At 71.2% G+C, this 14357-nt stretch carries 17 protein-coding genes; 6 read left to right on the top strand and 11 right to left on the bottom strand.

The window, feature by feature from the left end:
* Window positions 1-42 precede the first annotated feature (42 nt).
* From ACKUU6_RS21110 to clpS, 5 genes are all read right to left on the bottom strand, one after another.
* Window positions 43-159 (bottom strand): putative leader peptide, encoded by a 117-nt coding sequence (locus ACKUU6_RS21110; RefSeq protein WP_407990121.1) that lies wholly within the window; start codon window positions 157-159, stop codon window positions 43-45.
* Between the two features lie 151 nt (window positions 160-310).
* Window positions 311-742, bottom strand: coding sequence for a Mov34/MPN/PAD-1 family protein (locus tag ACKUU6_RS21105; RefSeq protein WP_407990120.1), 432 nt, complete (start codon window positions 740-742; stop codon window positions 311-313).
* Window positions 743-786: 44 nt separating this feature from the next.
* The gene (locus ACKUU6_RS21100) at window positions 787-2229 is read right to left on the bottom strand and encodes an amino acid permease (RefSeq protein ID WP_407990119.1); all 1443 of its coding nucleotides are present in this window, start codon (window positions 2227-2229) and stop codon (window positions 787-789) included.
* 169 nt (window positions 2230-2398) lie between these two features.
* Window positions 2399-2962, bottom strand: coding sequence for a DUF2017 domain-containing protein (locus tag ACKUU6_RS21095; protein WP_407990118.1), 564 nt, complete (start codon window positions 2960-2962; stop codon window positions 2399-2401).
* A gap of 38 nt (window positions 2963-3000) precedes the next feature.
* On the bottom strand, window positions 3001-3294 hold the full coding sequence (gene clpS / locus ACKUU6_RS21090; protein ID WP_057237597.1) for an ATP-dependent Clp protease adapter ClpS: 294 nt from the start codon (window positions 3292-3294) through the stop codon (window positions 3001-3003).
* Window positions 3295-3422: 128 nt separating this feature from the next.
* Here clpS and ACKUU6_RS21085 point away from each other — a divergent pair, with 128 nt between their 5' ends.
* On the top strand, window positions 3423-4739 hold the full coding sequence (locus tag ACKUU6_RS21085; protein ID WP_407990117.1) for a nicotinate phosphoribosyltransferase: 1317 nt from the start codon (window positions 3423-3425) through the stop codon (window positions 4737-4739).
* A gap of 126 nt (window positions 4740-4865) precedes the next feature.
* Complete coding sequence (locus tag ACKUU6_RS21080) at window positions 4866-5456, top strand: isochorismatase family protein (RefSeq protein ID WP_407990116.1); 591 nt, start codon at window positions 4866-4868, stop codon at window positions 5454-5456.
* Window positions 5457-5479: 23 nt separating this feature from the next.
* Here ACKUU6_RS21080 and ACKUU6_RS21075 read toward each other — a convergent pair whose 3' ends face one another.
* A complete protein-coding gene (locus ACKUU6_RS21075) occupies window positions 5480-6514 on the bottom strand; it encodes a hypothetical protein (RefSeq protein WP_407990115.1) in 1035 nt (344 codons plus the stop codon).
* A 316-nt stretch (window positions 6515-6830) separates the two neighbouring features.
* On the opposite strand from ACKUU6_RS21075, the gene ACKUU6_RS21070 reads away from it, so the two are divergent.
* Complete coding sequence (locus ACKUU6_RS21070) at window positions 6831-7262, top strand: hypothetical protein (protein WP_407990114.1); 432 nt, start codon at window positions 6831-6833, stop codon at window positions 7260-7262.
* A 68-nt stretch (window positions 7263-7330) separates the two neighbouring features.
* On the opposite strand, the gene ACKUU6_RS21065 is transcribed toward ACKUU6_RS21070, so the two are convergent.
* A complete protein-coding gene (locus ACKUU6_RS21065; RefSeq protein ID WP_407990113.1) occupies window positions 7331-8377 on the bottom strand; it encodes a cation diffusion facilitator family transporter in 1047 nt (348 codons plus the stop codon).
* Between the two features lie 216 nt (window positions 8378-8593).
* Between ACKUU6_RS21065 and ACKUU6_RS21060 the strand changes: the two genes are divergently transcribed.
* Window positions 8594-8998 (top strand): hypothetical protein, encoded by a 405-nt coding sequence (locus ACKUU6_RS21060; protein ID WP_407990112.1) that lies wholly within the window; start codon window positions 8594-8596, stop codon window positions 8996-8998.
* 163 nt (window positions 8999-9161) lie between these two features.
* The gene (locus ACKUU6_RS21055; RefSeq protein WP_407990111.1) at window positions 9162-10229 is read left to right on the top strand and encodes a DUF2332 domain-containing protein; all 1068 of its coding nucleotides are present in this window, start codon (window positions 9162-9164) and stop codon (window positions 10227-10229) included.
* A gap of 4 nt (window positions 10230-10233) precedes the next feature.
* Here the strand turns inward: ACKUU6_RS21055 and ACKUU6_RS21050 are convergent, their stop codons facing one another.
* The 3 genes from ACKUU6_RS21050 to ACKUU6_RS21040 form a co-directional block, all read right to left on the bottom strand.
* On the bottom strand, window positions 10234-10758 hold the full coding sequence (locus ACKUU6_RS21050; RefSeq protein ID WP_407990110.1) for a DinB family protein: 525 nt from the start codon (window positions 10756-10758) through the stop codon (window positions 10234-10236).
* Window positions 10759-10831: 73 nt separating this feature from the next.
* Window positions 10832-11374: a GNAT family N-acetyltransferase gene (locus tag ACKUU6_RS21045; protein WP_407990109.1), complete on the bottom strand. Its 543-nt coding sequence runs from the start codon at window positions 11372-11374 to the stop codon at window positions 10832-10834.
* A 107-nt stretch (window positions 11375-11481) separates the two neighbouring features.
* A complete protein-coding gene (locus ACKUU6_RS21040; RefSeq protein ID WP_407990108.1) occupies window positions 11482-11982 on the bottom strand; it encodes a GNAT family N-acetyltransferase in 501 nt (166 codons plus the stop codon).
* Window positions 11983-12055: 73 nt separating this feature from the next.
* On the opposite strand from ACKUU6_RS21040, the gene ACKUU6_RS21035 reads away from it, so the two are divergent.
* Window positions 12056-12631, top strand: a complete 576-nt coding sequence (locus ACKUU6_RS21035) for a GNAT family N-acetyltransferase (protein WP_407990107.1) — start codon at window positions 12056-12058, stop codon at window positions 12629-12631.
* Between the two features lie 312 nt (window positions 12632-12943).
* On the opposite strand, the gene mycP is transcribed toward ACKUU6_RS21035, so the two are convergent.
* Window positions 12944-14305 (bottom strand): type VII secretion-associated serine protease mycosin, encoded by a 1362-nt coding sequence (gene mycP, locus ACKUU6_RS21030; protein WP_407990106.1) that lies wholly within the window; start codon window positions 14303-14305, stop codon window positions 12944-12946.
* Window positions 14306-14357 lie beyond the last annotated feature (52 nt).

Below are 14357 nucleotides of genomic sequence, written 5' to 3'. Positions count from 1 at the left end.
GAGGATCGCCCCGGGTGCGGGGAGAGGCGGTGGGTACCGAGGTCAGCGGACGTCGGCGGGGCCGGGACAGATCGCACTGGCGAGCCGGCACAGGTCGACGTGCAGGCGCGCGACGAGGCGGATGCCCGGGGCCTGGTTGCTCACATCGACGGAACGCATGGGGGCATCGTATAGATTCCCGCCCCCGCTCCGACATCTCCGTCTCGCCATCCGGATGTTTCCGTATCGAACTGCGAGATCAGTGGCTGGAGACGCGCCGCGGCCCGCCGTACCGGCCTGGTCAGGGCGGTACGGCGGGCCGGACGTTCGTTCAGACGGCGTAGGCCGGGACGATCTCGACGTCTTCCTCCGTGATCACGCCGTCCACGATCCGGAACGAGCGGAACTGGAACGGGTCGTCCGGCCCGGTGCCGTCGGCGGTGGAGACCAGCACGTAGTGCGCCTCCGGCTCGGAGGCGTAGCTGACGTCGGTCCGCGACGGGTACGCCTCGGTGGCAGTGTGCGAGTGGTAGACGATCACGGGCTCCTCGTCCCGGTCGTCCATCTCGCGGTAGAGCTTGAACAGGTCACCGGAGTCGAACTCGTAGAAGGTGGGCGAGCGGGCCGCGTTGAGCATCGGGATGAACCGCTCGGGGCGGCCGCTGCCCGCCGGGCCCGCGACCACGCCGCAGGCCTCGTCCGGGTGGTCGGCGCGGGCGTGGGCGACGATCGCGTCGTGCAGCTCTCGGGTGATGGTCAGCATGCGGTCAGGATAGCCAGCCGTCCGCGCCGTCCTCATCGGCCGTCTCAGTCACCGGACCTGACGTGGACGTGGTCGTGCCCGTGCGGCACCACGGCCTCCGGCCTTCGGCGCTTGAGCGTCTGGTACCCGACCACCAGCAGCGCGGCCCAGAACGGGAAGACGTACAGCGAGATCCGGCTGTCCTTGTCGATCGCGATCAGCACGATCACCATCACCAGGAAGGCCAGCGAGGCCCAGCTGGTCACCGGCCCGCCCGGGGCCTTGAAGGTCGGCGCGGGCAGGTGACCCGCCTTCCAGGCGGCCCGGTAGCGGATCTGGCTGATCAGGATCACCGCCCAGGTCCACAGGCCGCAGACGGTGGCGACCGAGGTGATGTACTCGAATGCCCTGGCCGGGGTGAGGTAGTTGAGCACCACGCCGAGGCCCATCAGCAGGCAGGAGACGGTGATCGCGGCGGCCGGGCTCTTCTGCCGGTTGAGCGCGGTGAGCTGCTCGGGTGCCTGACCGCGGATCGCGAGGTCGCGCAGCATCCGGCCGGTGGAGTACATCCCGGAGTTGCAGGAGGAGAGCGCGGCGGTGAGCACCACGAAGTTGATGATCCCGGCCCCCGCCGGGATGCCCATCTTCTCGAAGGCGGCCACGAACGGGCTGACGCCGGGGCCGAACTCCCGCCATGGCACCACGGCCAGGATGACCACCAGCGCGCCGATGTAGAACAGCGCGATCCGCCAGGGCAGCGTGTTGATCGCGCGCGGCAGGGTCTTCTGCGGATTCTGGCTCTCCCCCGCCGTGACGCCGACCAGTTCGACGCCGAGGTAGGCGAACATGACGATCTGCAGGGTCATCACGGTGGAGCCGACGCCCTTGGGGAAGAAGCCGCCGTCCGACCAGAGGTTGCTGATCGCCGCGGTGTCACCGGCGTCGCTGAACCCGAGGGTGAGCACCCCGATGCCGATCAGGATCATCCCGAGGATCGCGGTCACCTTGATCATGGAGAACCAGAACTCGATCTCGCCGAACAGCTTCACCGAGATCAGGTTGGCGCCGTAGAGGATCAACAGGAAGACCAGCGCGGAGATCCATTGCGGGATGCCGGGGGCCCAGAACTTCACGTACACGGCGGCGGCGGTGGTCTCGGCCATGCCGGTGACCACCCAGAACAGCCAGTACGTCCAGCCGGTCACGTATCCGGCGAACGGGCCTAGGAACTCGCGGGCGTACTCGGCGAAGCTGCCGGCGACCGGCCGGTAGGTCAGCAGCTCGCCGAGCGCCCGCATGATCGCGAAGATCACCAGGCCGGCCACGGCGTAGCTGAGGATCAGGCTCGGGCCCGCCTTGGAGATGGCGGTGCCCGCGCCGAGGAAGAGGCCGGTGCCGATCGCGCCGCCGATCGCGATCATCTGGATCTGGCGGCTGCCGAGACCGCGTTCGTAGCCCTCCTCGTCCGGTACCGGGTCGGTCACCTCGTCGTACTGCTGCTGGTCCATCGGCCACCGTCCTTGCGTCGGGGAGAGTGGCAGTCGTACCACGCGGCGCCCGGATAGCGGTGCACATCTGAGCGACATTTGAGCATGTGATGTCAGGTTTGGTGGCGTAATGCCGGAAATGCCGGAGCCTCCGTCCCACACCGTGGGACGGAGGCTCCGGGGCCGGGCATCAGCCGGCCATCGCCTCCAGCAACGACTCCTGGAGCGCGCCGAGCCACAGGTAGGCCATCGCCAGCGGCTTGGCCGGGTCGTCGTCCGAGAGTGCGAAGAAGTCGTCGTCCTCGGTGACCTCCAGCCGGGTGCCGAGGATCAGCCGCAGGTCGTTGGTGGCGCCCAGCCAGCGCGGGCACTCCTCGACCGGGACGGTCAGCTCCTTGCCTCCGCCGACCCCGTCCAGGGCCCGGATCACCGTCATGACGTCGTCCCGCTTGCGGGCCCGCAGGTCCGGCTCGGTGTAGCGGCGGAACTCGGCCGAGAACGCGACCGCCTCCTGGTCCTCCGCCTTCTCCGGGTCGCCGTAGGCGTCCGGGAAGAGCCGGGCCAGCGCCGGGTCGGCGGGAGGCTTGCTCGGCCCCTCGGCGAACATCGCGGCCAGGGGGTCGGCGTCCTCCGCCGGACCCGGGCCGATCATCTCCAGCACCTGCAGGAACAGCGAGCGCAGCAGAGCGGCGTCACCCTCGTCCAGCGCGATCCGCGCGCCGCCGTCGCCCGTGCTCTCGAACAGCCGAACCATGATTAGTCGTCAACCCGTCGTCGTGGTGGAGTGGTTGGTCAGTCGTGCTGGAGCGTGGCCCACAGGCCGTAGCCGTGCATCGCCTGGACATCCCGCTCCATCTCCTCGCGGGAGCCGCTGGAGACCACGGCGCGGCCCTTCTGGTGCACCTCCATCATCAGCGTCCTGGCCTTCTCCTTCGGGAAGCCGAAGTAGGCCTGGAACACGTACTGCACGTAACTCATCAGATTGACCGGGTCGTTGTGGACGATCGTGACCCAGGGGGTGTCGGGCTCCACCGCTGGAATGCCTTCGACCTCCGGGCGCTCGATCTCCACGGGCGCGACACTCACGGCTGCACTCCTCGTCGGGACACGGTTTACCGCCTCTCATGCTTCCATCCAGGGGACCTGCGGGCGAATCCGGGTCGGTCGGAACGAGAAATCGTCAAAGTGACGCTAAGTCCGGTAGCATCATCGCCATGGATGCCGACACCGTGCGCCGCTCCACGGCGCTGCTCACCGACCGCTACGAGCTCACCATGCTGCAGGCCGCCCTGCGCAGCGGCGCCGCGCACCGGCGCTCGGTCTTCGAGGTCTTCACCCGCCGACTCCCGGACGGCCGCCGCTACGGCGTGCTGGCCGGGGTCGGCCGGGTGCTCGACGCGGTCGAGGACTTCCGCTTCACCACCCCGCAGTTGGACTGGCTGGCCGACCAGAACGTGGTCGACGAGCCCACCCTGCGGTTCCTCGCCGACTACCGGTTCTCCGGTGACATCCACGGCTACCCCGAGGGCGAGGTCTACTTCCCCGGCTCCCCGCTGCTCACCGTGGAGGGCAGCTTCGCGGAGGCGGTGATCCTGGAGACGCTGATCCTCTCGATCCTCAACCACGACTCGGCGATCGCCGCCGCGGCCTCCCGGATGACCAGCGCGGCGGGCGGGCGGCCGTGCATCGAGATGGGCGCGCGCCGGACGCACGAGGACGCCGCCGTGTCGGCCGCCCGGGCCGCGTACGTCGCGGGCTTCGGTGCCACCTCGGACCTGGCGGCCGGCTTCACCCACGGCATCCCGACCACCGGCACCGCCGCGCACGCCTTCACCCTGCTGCACGACAGCGAGCGGGACGCCTTCACCGCGCAGATCGACTCGATGGGCCGGGGCACCACCCTGCTGGTCGACACCTACGACCTGAACGAGGCGGTGCGCACCGCCGTCGAGGTGGCGGGGACCGGACTCGGCGCGGTCCGGATCGACTCCGGCGACCTCACCCTGCTGGCCCACCGGGTCCGCCGTCAGCTGGACGAACTCGGCGCCACCGGCACCCGGATCATCGTCACCTCCGACCTCGACGAGTACGCCATCGCCGCCCTGGCCGCCGCCCCGGTGGACGGCTACGGCGTCGGCACCAGCCTGGTCACCGGCAGCGGCGAGCCGACCTGCGCGATGGTCTACAAGCTGGTCGCCCGCGCCACCGGGCCCGACGGGCCGCTGGTCCCGGTCGCCAAGCGCTCCGCCGGCGCCAAGTCCAGTGTGGGCGGCCGCAAGTGGGCCGCCCGGCAGCCCGACGCCGAGGGCGTGGCGGCGACCGAGGTGGTCGGCACCGGACCGGTACCGGCCGAGCTGGAGCCGCACCTGCTGCACGTGCCGCTGATCCGCGACGGCAAGGTGGTCGGACGGGAGCCGCTGAGCGCCGCCCGGGACCGTCACCTCAGGGTCCGGGACGCGCTGCCGCTCTCAGCCACCCAGCTCTCCAAGGGCGAGCCGGTGCTGCCCATCGAGCTCCGGCTCGGTTCCTGACGGCGCGTGCCCGGCAGTGCACCCCTGACAGTGCGTCGCCCCTTCCGCCTACGCGCGTCACTGCCTACAGTGGCCATCACCGAGGCCCATCACACCGCCCCCGGAGGCGGAGAAGGAAGCAATCCCATGCATCGGGCACTGATCGTCGTCGACGTGCAGAACGACTTCTGCGAGGGCGGCAGCCTGGCCGTGCCCGGCGGGGCCGAGGTGGCCGCCGCGATCACCGACCTGATCGCCGAGTCGACCCCCGGGTACGCGCATATCTGCGCCACCCGGGACCACCACATCGACCCCGGGCCGCACTTCTCCGCCGAGCCGGACTACGTCAGCTCCTGGCCGGTGCACTGCCTGGCCGGGACGGAGGGGGTGGGCTTCCACCCGAACTTCTCGCCCGCGGTGATCTCGGGCGCGGTCGAGGCGGTCTTCGACAAGGGCGCGCACTCGGCCGCCTACAGCGGCTTCGAGGGCTTCGACGAGAACGGCGAGACGCTGGCCGCCTGGCTGCGCGAGCGGGACGTCACCGAGGTGGACGTGGTGGGGATCGCCACCGACCACTGCGTCCGGGCCACCGCGCTGGACGCGCGGCGGGAAGGATTCACCACCCGGGTCCTGCTCGACCTCACCGCAGCTGTGGCGGCCCCGACCACCGAGACCGCGCTCGCCGAACTCCGCTCCGCCGGAGTGAAGTTGACCGGGACGCCGATCGTCCGCGACTGATCCTTCGCGGGCGGCACGCCCGTTCACCCATGGCCGGCGACCATCAGCTCGACCACGTCGGTGCCGCCCGCCAGGAACGCCTCCCGCAGCTCGCCACCGACCGCGTCCGGCTCCGCGGCGAGCCGAGCCCCCGACACGTACACCACCCGGACCCCCAGGTACTCCATCCGGTGCTGGCCGCCCCGCACCCAGGCCGCCTCGCCCTCGCTGACGCAACGCAGCTCCGAGTCCACCTCCACCGCGACCCCGGCGGCCGGCCAGTACAGGTCCGGTACGGCCACGAAGGTGCCGCCGGGCATCCGCAGCTCGGGGCCGGCCAGCGGGGCGGGCAGCAGCCACTCGTCCACCAGGTCGCCGATCCGGCCGAGTACCGACTCCCGCTCCGCCGCCAGCAGTTCGTCGACCGCGGCCCGCACCCGCTCCTCGCCGAGCAGGCCGGCCTCCCGGAGCTCGGCCAGCAACTCCTTGAGCGTGCAGCCGGGTTCGGTCTTCGCCAGCGCCTCCCGGAGCACCGCCCTGAGCTGCCGGGTCGGCACCTCGCCGGTGTCGAAGACACCCGCGTCGGTCCACTCCCGCAGCGTGTCGGCCACCGCCCTGGCCACCGGGGCACAGGCCAGCCCGTGCACCGACCGGGCCACCAACTCCCGCTCCGTACGCCGGATCCGGACCTCACCGGCGTCCTTGAGCCGACGCTGCCGGGGCACCAGCACCTCGACGCCGGTCACCGCGGGCAGTCGGGGCGCGGAGCTGAATCCGTACAGTGCGAGCGCCGCCGCGCCGGTGATCACCGCGCCGTCCCGACGGCCCTCCTCCCGCCCGTTCTGCGCCGCGTACAGCAGCGCGGCCCACATCCGCTGCTCCGGCGTCGGCTCGCCCTCCTGCAACAGGTAGACCCGGGGCAGCAGCCGCTGCCACGGCCCGCCCTCCCGACAGTGACCGCTGACCACCCGGGTCGGCACCCCACTGGCCCGGAGCTGGCTGGCGGTGACCACGTTCTGCTGACGGCGCGCCAACTCCTCGAGGGAGGGCGACTGCGAGGGAATCTGGTAGCTGCTCATGCCGACAACCCTCCCCATCCGGCCCCGCTCCGCACCCACGACCTGACGCACCGTTACCCAACCGTCGCGAAACCGGGACTCCCCCGCACTAAAGTCCTCATACCCTCACCCATTCGGACCAATGGACGTTCGGCCGAATGCCGGAATCGATCGGACTTGGCCTGTACCATCCGATTTTCCGCCCGGCGGTCGGCCGGCCGCCCCGGAGCACCACAGGCCCGCCACCTGCACCGGCTGACCGAGAGTGACCAGCGCCATACGCGCCCCCGCCGTCCGGGGGTCACAGCGGACCTTCAGGATTGCCTAACATCACCTCATGCCACGTGACGAATCCGCCGCCCTGCGCGCTGCTCAACTGCGCCTCGGTCGCCTCCCCGGCTACGTCCGCCAGCCGGACCTGGCCCGGCGCAGCGGCGACGACGGCCACACGTACAAGAAGGGCTGGGAAGTCCGCTTCACCGCGCGGACCGAGGAGGAGATAGCCGAGATCCGCGATCTGGTGATAGCCGCCGGCTTCGCCCCGGCCCGGCCTTTTTTCAAGGGCAACCAACTCATCCAGCCGGTCTACGGCATCGCCGCCGTGCACGCCTACCTCGAAGCCCGGGAGGCCGCAGGGGGCGCCGGCATCCCCGAGCAGCCCAACCGCCGCGCGTCCGCCACCGCCGCAGCGGCCGCCGCTGCCACCGCCGCCGGAGCAGCTGCCAGGCGCGCCCGCCACAGACCCGAACAGCCCGACCACAGCTCCTGACGCGGGGCTCGGGACTCTGCTGATCCGCCGCACCTGAGGAAGTGCGGGCACGTACCCGGGCGAAGCACCTACCCGGGCGTCAGACCTCCCCGCGGCTCCCCGAGCCCGGGAACCGCGGCCGGCCGGGTCACCGTACAGGGCGTCAGGTGAACCGTCGCCGCCCGGAGCCCGGGAACTGCCCGCACCAGGGACCGTTCGGCAGCCTGCGCGACCTGGTGCCCCGCCGCCACGGTGAGGCTGCCGTCGATCAGCACCTCCGCCTCGGCCCGCAGCGAGTGCCCGATCCACCTCAGCCGCAGCGCCCCGACTCCCCGCACGCCCTGGACCGCCCGCAACTCCCGCTCCGCCACGTCCAGCAGCGCCGGATCGACACCGTCCATCAGCCGCCGCCCGACCTCCCGGGCGGAGCTCCACAGCACCAGCAGGATCGCCCCCGCGATCACCAGCCCGACCACCGGATCGGCCGAACGCCAGCCGGCCGCGCTGCCCGCGGCGCCGAGCAGGACCGCCAGCGAGGCCAGCCCGTCCGTCCGCGCGTGCAGGCCGTCGGCGACCAGTGCGGCGGAGCCGATCCGCCGTCCGGTGCCGATCCGGTAGCGGGCCACCCACTCGTTGCCCAGGCAGCCGACCAGCGCCGCTCCGGCCACCGCCCAGAGCCGGCCGACCGGCTCCGGGTGGAGCAGCCGGTGCACTGCGGTGACCGTCGCGAACACCGCCGAGACGGCGACCACCGCCACCACCGCCACGCCCGCCAGGTCCTCGGCGCGGCCGTAGCCGTACGGGTAGCGGCGGTTGGCCGCCCGGCGGCCGAGCAGGAAGGCCAGCCCGAGCGGCACCGCCGTCAACGCGTCGGCGAAGTTGTGCACGGTGTCGCCAAGCAGCGCGACCGAACCGGAGAGCGCCGTCACCGCCCCCTGCACGCCCGCCGTGACCGCCAGTACCACCAGCGAGATCCAGAGCGTGCGCAGGCCCGCCGCGGAGGACTCCAGGGTGCTGTCGAGCCGGTCTACGGCATCGTGCGAGTGCGGCCGGAGCAGATGGACCAGTCGGCGCCCCGGCCCGTGCGGGTGATGGTCCACGTTCGGGTGCCCGTGCGAGTGTCCGTGCGGCTCCATGGATGTACGGTGGCACATCAACTCCCTTGCAGCCACTGCCGTACTACCCACCCTGACCAGGTGCGCAGCACCCGCAACTGACACACCGTCACACAACGGCTCAATCACACCCTTCCCGGGCAGCTGATGGGACTTGTCACTCAAAGCAGCCAACCAAGGCCCTAGAGTGAGCACCGACCGCCCGTTACCCGCCACCCCCCGGACCGAGAGGCTGATGTGACAAACCGTCATGACCCGCTCGCCTCCGTGGAGTTCATTGCCTTCCGCGAGCTGCACCACCCCCGGTACCTGAGCTACGCCCGGGTCTGGTTCCGCGAGAGCGGGCTGGCCGCGTCCGTGGTGGAGGAGGCCTTCGCGGCGATGGCGGCGAGCTGGGCCGAGATCCTGGGCAGCCCCAACCCCACGGCGGCGGCCTGGCGGATCCTGCGGGCCACCGTCTCCTCCCGGTTCGACCCGGCCCGGGTGCCGACGCAGCGGATCACCGCCGCCGACGAGGACCTCGCCATCCTGCACTACGTGGTCGGCCTGGCCACCCCCGAGATCGCCGACACGGTCGGCACCGACACGGCGAACGTGGCCAGCCAGCTCCGCCACGCGCTCCGCGACGTGGCCGACTGGTGATCCAGACAGGCTGACGCCGCCGAGGGCCGCTGTCACCCCGGAAGGGCTGACGCCGCCCGGTGATCGTTGTCACCCCGGTGGCGCCTTCACCACGGCTCCGGACGGGCGAATGATGGGATCACCGCCCCCTGACGGGTGGTCACCCGACCCGAGGAGCCCGCCGGTGCCACTCCCCCACGCCGCGGCGATGATCGACCGGCAGGCCGATGCCTGCGGTGAACTCGGTTCACCGCTCTACGAGTTCCTGCTCCGCCGCGCGGCGCTGGACGTGGCCTCGGGAGGCCCGTGCGCGGCGGCCGTCGTGGGGCACGAGGACGCCCCCGGTCCCGATGCGATCGCGCTGCGGCTGCTCGGCGGGGTGCACGCCCTGGTGCTGACCGGCCGGGCACCCGACCTGGCGGCCTACTACCCGAGCGCCGGCGGCCGGTTCACCCTGCCCGTTCCCGGGGGCGCCTGGACGGCCTTCCGCACCACCGTCGCCGACCACCTGGACTGGGTCAGGAGCTGGCTCACCAGGCCCCCGCAGACCAACGAGACCGGCCGCGCCAACCTGCTGATCGCCGGACTGCTGCACCTGCTGGCGGACACCCCACGTCCCGTCCGGCTGTTCGAACTCGGGGCCAGTGCCGGCCTCAACCTGCTGGCCGACCGGTTCCGCTGCGAGTGGTCCGGCGGCGCGCACGGCCCGGCCGGGTCACCCGTCCGGCTGACCGACGCCTGGCGCGGCGACCCGGTGTTTCCGCTCGACCGGCCGCTGCCTGAGCTGGAGTTCACCGAGCGGCGCGGCTGCGACCTGACCCCGATCGACCCGCTCTCGCCCGAGGGCGCGCTCGCGCTGCGCGCGTACGTCTGGGCCGACCGCCCGGAGCGGGCCGCCCGGTTGGACGGCGCGCTGGCCCTGGCGGCCGAGCACCCGGTGAAGGTCGAGCGGATCGGTGCTGCCGACTTCCTCGGCCCGGTCTCCGTGGCCGAGGAGGCGCTCACCGTGGTCTGGCACTCGGTCATGCGGCAGTACGTACCGGCCGAGGAATGGGCCAGGGTGGAGGCCGAGTTGGCCCGCCTGGCGGCCGCCTCCACCCCCACCGCGCCGTTCGCGCACCTGGCCTTCGAGCCCACCCGGGTGGGCGGCTCGGAGCAGCGCCGGTTCGTCCTCACCGTCCGGGCCGGGACGGGCCCGGCGCAGGTACTCGCCGAGGCCGTACCGCACGGACTGCCCGCCTGGGCCTGGTAGGCGGTCAGCGCGTGACGTCGTACAGGTGGTGCACCGGGTCGTGGATCAGGTACCGGGCGAACGACTCGACAGTGAACCTGGCGCCGTCGCTGCGGACGCCCGTACGCTGCCACCGCGCCCCACCCACCGCTTCGAAGGCGCGCGCCAAGGTGTCTGCCGCAGGCAGCAGTTCGGCTGCCACCAGGGCCGGATCCTGCTCGCCGTACCGTTCGGTGACGGCCGTCTCGTCCTGGTTCCAGTTCGGGAAGAGCGGACCGTCCTGGTCGAGCATCAACCGGAGCCGGACGTCGAACAGCCGGAAGACGTCCCGGACATGGCACGCGTACTCGAGGTCGGACCACACCTCGGGTGCGGGCCGACGGCGCAGTTCCGCCTCGGGGCGTTCGGTCAACAGGTCCACCCAGGCAGTGGCGTTGGCCCGCAGTAGTCCCGCGACCTCCTCGCGCACGACGGCCGGCGTGTCGAGGCCGCAGTCGGGGCAGGGGCGGTGGAGGACCCAGGTCCAGTCCTTGGTGTCAGGAGTGATCATGCCTCCAGGATGCTGGCCCGCACCGCCCCCGGCCAGGGGCGGAACGGCCAGCCACCGCTGAGATACCGCCAGCTCAGCGGACGGGCGGCTCGGCACCGGCGCCGGCCTCCACTGCTGCCTCCGTCTCCGTCAGCGGGAGGTACATCACCAGCAGGTCGACGTAGCCCAGCTCCGGGTGGAGGAACCCCTCCGGGACGGCCGCCAGCACGGTGAACCCGAACGACTTCCAGAGCGCCACCGCACGGGAGTTGCTCGACGCCACCGCGTTGTACTGGATCGCCCGGTAGCCGTCCGCACGGGCCTGCTCGATCACGTGCGCGCAGAGCGCCCGGCCGACCCCGCGGCCCGCGTGCGCCTCGTCCACCATGAAACCGGCGTTGGCGATGTGCGACCCGGGGCCCATCTGGTTGGGGTGCGTCTCGGCGCTGCCCAGCACCGTGCCGTCCTCCGCCACCGCGACCACCGTCCGGCCCGGCGGCCGCTTCATCCAGATCTCCCGGGCCAACTCCTCGGAGATGTCCCGGGGCCAGGTGAAGGTGTCGCCGGCCGCGACGATCCGGTGTAGGAAGGGCCAGATGGCGGGCCAGTCGGCCTCGGTCGCCTCACGAATGATCACCCACGCAGTCTGCCCCCGTGCAGCTGCTCCCGGCCAGCTGTATTCCCCCGTTCCCTCTGCGTCTCCCCCCTCTCGAGAGACTCTCCGCATCCCTTGACCTCCCCTCCTCAGCCGAGCGCCTTCGCGAACCAGACCTCGGCGTACGGGTCGTCCCCGTACGGCTCGACCGGCTGGTATCCCAGGCGACGGTACAGCGCGAGGGCCTCCACCAGGTCCTTCCTGCTGTTCAACCTGACCAGACCCGCCCCGCGCGCCCGGGCCAACTCCTCTGCCGCACCGACCAGTCGGGCCCCCGCTCCACCTCGACGGGCCGCCTGGCGGACGAACATCCGGGTCAGCTCCGCGTCGCCCTCCGCCAGCCCCGCCCCCTGCCAGCGCAGCCCCACGCAGCCCACGGGTACCGCCCCGTCCCAGGCCAGCAGCAGGGTCCCGTGCGGCTCCCGCAGATCCGCCCCGTCCCCCAGCGTCGCCGCGATCTCCGCCGGGGTCGCCGGACGCCGGTAGTAGCGGCTGGCGAGCTCGTCGACGTACTCGTACAGGACCGCAGCCGCCTCGGGGTGGTTGACGGCGATCGGGGACACGGTCCAGTTCAGGGGCGCTGTGCTCATGCCGCCATTCTCCCGGCGGCCGCAACGCGTTTTCCCGTGGCATCGACCCACCGCCCGGCGGTAGAACTGCCAGGTGATCAACGACGCCGCTCTGCTCCCGAAGCCCACGCTGACCGGCCATCGCCTCCGCCTGGTCCCGCTCTCGCCCCGCCACGCCGAGGACTCCTGGCACGCCACCCAGGACCCCGAGGACCGCCGACTCACCGGCACCCGACGGGAGTTCACCCTCGCCGAGATCGACCACCGGTGCGCCACCCGCGCCGACCAGCCCGACCGTCTGGACCTCGCCGTCGAGGGCCTCGACGGCCGCTACCTCGGCGACCTCGCCCTGATGGACCTGGACCGCGACAACCGGTCCGCCGCTCTCCTGATCGCCCTCCTCCCGACCGCCACCGGCCGGGGACTCGGCACCGAAGCCGTCCGCCTGCTGCTCGACCACGCCTTTACCGCGATCGGCCTGCACCGCGTCCACCTGGAGGTCTTCGACTTCAACCTCCGTGCCCAACGGGTCTACCAGAAAGCGGGTTTCAGCCTCGAAGGCCGCCTCCGCCAGTCCCACCACTGGGACGGCAAGTGGCACGACACCCTCCTGATGGCCGCCCTGGCCACCGAATGGCGGGCGGCCACCCCGACCCCCGCCGCTACTTGACCTTGCAACTCGAGTCGACCGACGTGGCCGGCAACCCGACGATCGACTGCGCCCACCCCAGCAACGCCGAACAGACCTTAGCCTCCTCGGCATTGGCTGGCGGGTGCCCCTCGCTGACACTGACACTGCCCGTCGCCGCAGCCGGCGAGGCGAGGCTCAACGCGAGCAGGAGCACGGGCAGGACGGACTTCACACGACGGCTGCGCATAGGCATAACAGGACGGCCCTTCGGGGTGCTATGGCTTACTGACTGGCCATCAGTACCCGAAGGGCCGCTCCCTCGGCCGGGATTGTGCGCCGTTCGTGGGCGTGTCACCGGTACGGATTGCCCCCACTGTCGCCACCCGGCTGAGGCGGGTACTGCTGCTGGCTCCCGTACGGAGGCTGCTGCGGCGGATACTGCGGGAACTGCTGCTGCGGCGGCTGCGGCCCCCCGTACGGAGGCTGCCCACCCCCGCCACCCCCCTTGTTCCGCCGAGCCACCGCGATCACGCCGCCCACCACCAGCACCGCCACCAGCCCGACCCCGGCCCAGACATACACCGGAATCCCACCCTCGCTCTTGGGCTCCGCAGCCTGGTTGCCACCAACCGAGCCGGAGCCCGTGCCCCCACCGGCCGACGGGGACGCCTGCGGCGCGGCGGAAGAGCCGTCCGGCTGGCGCTGCGACTCCGGCCGCGACAGAAGCGGATTCTCCTTCGGCCCGTTGTCCACGGCCGGGTTGGCGGCCAGCGCCTTCTGCGGCGAAGCGATGCCGTAGCCGTAACTGTCGTTCGGCACCTTCTGCCCCGCGGGCACCACCGCCGATTTGATCAGCCGGTTGATGACCTGCCCCGCCGACAGCTCCGGGTACTTCGAGCGCACCAGCGCTGCGATCGCGGAAACATAGGCGGTCGCGTCGGACGTGCCGCTCCCGGAGTGATATCCGGTCGTCGTGGCAAAGTCGGCGGAATAGATCTCCACCCCGGGTGCCACGAGTGTCAACTCGGGGCCCTTGTTCGACTTCTCCCAGACTTTCCCGGATCGGTCGACCGCGCCCACGGCGACGACACCGGGTACGGCCGCCGGGTAGCTCACCGGCGTGTCATGATTCCCAAGATTTCCGGCTCCACCTACCAGTACGACATCCTTGTCGATGGCGTACTTGATGGCTTGCCGGACATCATCGAGGGCGCCACCGGTGAAGGACATGTTAATGACCTTGGCGCCATGGTCGACAGCATAGCGAATTCCCTCGGCCAGCCGATCTTTCTCCCCTTGGCCCGTGTCCCCAGAAGCCGTGACCGCAATTTTGACAGGAAGGATTTTGGCCTTGGGCGCAAGGCCGATCACGCCTTCATTGTTTCCATGCCCTCGGGCGGCGATCAAACTCGCCATGGCCGTCCCATGGCCATTCGTGTCGGTCCTTCCGTCGCCCTGCCCTCCGGAAAGATCGATGCCCGGGAGGATCTGGCCGGCGAGGTCCTGGTGGCCCGCTGCGACGCCGCTGTCGATGACCGCCACGATGATGTTCTCGCCCTGGCTCACAGGCCAGACCTTGGCTTCGGCGTCAAACTTCTCAATAGCCCACTGCCCCGTGCGAATATCATCCGCAGCAGCTGGTCCGGCGACAGTGCCCCATAGGAGTGAGCCCAGAACGAGTACTGCTGCTCCCCGAATCTGCCGACTGGACATCAACCCTCGCCACTCCACTCGCTGGAAACATTGCTGATTCTACGAATGGGCA

This window comes from Kitasatospora sp. CMC57 (assembly GCF_045866025.2).
Lineage (GTDB): Bacteria > Actinomycetota > Actinomycetes > Streptomycetales > Streptomycetaceae > Kitasatospora.
The sequence above is the reverse complement of the archived record's forward strand: the minus strand, read 5'-3'. Positions and strand labels throughout refer to the sequence as shown.

Excerpts from the sequence above, each read along its gene's own strand:
- ACKUU6_RS21110 (WP_407990121.1), bottom strand. The coding sequence starts at position 159 with ATGCGTTCCGTCGATGTGAGCAACCAGGCCCCGGGCATCCGCCTCGTC.
- ACKUU6_RS21105 (WP_407990120.1), bottom strand. The coding sequence starts at position 742 with ATGCTGACCATCACCCGAGAGCTGCACGACGCGATCGTCGCCCACGCC.
- ACKUU6_RS21100 (WP_407990119.1), bottom strand. The coding sequence starts at position 2,229 with ATGGACCAGCAGCAGTACGACGAGGTGACCGACCCGGTACCGGACGAG.
- ACKUU6_RS21095 (WP_407990118.1), bottom strand. The coding sequence starts at position 2,962 with ATGGTTCGGCTGTTCGAGAGCACGGGCGACGGCGGCGCGCGGATCGCG.
- ACKUU6_RS21085 (WP_407990117.1), top strand. The coding sequence starts at position 3,423 with ATGGATGCCGACACCGTGCGCCGCTCCACGGCGCTGCTCACCGACCGC.
- ACKUU6_RS21080 (WP_407990116.1), top strand. The coding sequence starts at position 4,866 with ATGCATCGGGCACTGATCGTCGTCGACGTGCAGAACGACTTCTGCGAG.
- ACKUU6_RS21075 (WP_407990115.1), bottom strand. The coding sequence starts at position 6,514 with ATGAGCAGCTACCAGATTCCCTCGCAGTCGCCCTCCCTCGAGGAGTTG.
- ACKUU6_RS21070 (WP_407990114.1), top strand. The coding sequence starts at position 6,831 with ATGCCACGTGACGAATCCGCCGCCCTGCGCGCTGCTCAACTGCGCCTC.
- ACKUU6_RS21065 (WP_407990113.1), bottom strand. The coding sequence starts at position 8,377 with ATGGAGCCGCACGGACACTCGCACGGGCACCCGAACGTGGACCATCAC.
- ACKUU6_RS21050 (WP_407990110.1), bottom strand. The coding sequence starts at position 10,758 with ATGATCACTCCTGACACCAAGGACTGGACCTGGGTCCTCCACCGCCCC.
- ACKUU6_RS21040 (WP_407990108.1), bottom strand. The coding sequence starts at position 11,982 with ATGAGCACAGCGCCCCTGAACTGGACCGTGTCCCCGATCGCCGTCAAC.
- mycP (WP_407990106.1), bottom strand. The coding sequence starts at position 14,305 with ATGTCCAGTCGGCAGATTCGGGGAGCAGCAGTACTCGTTCTGGGCTCA.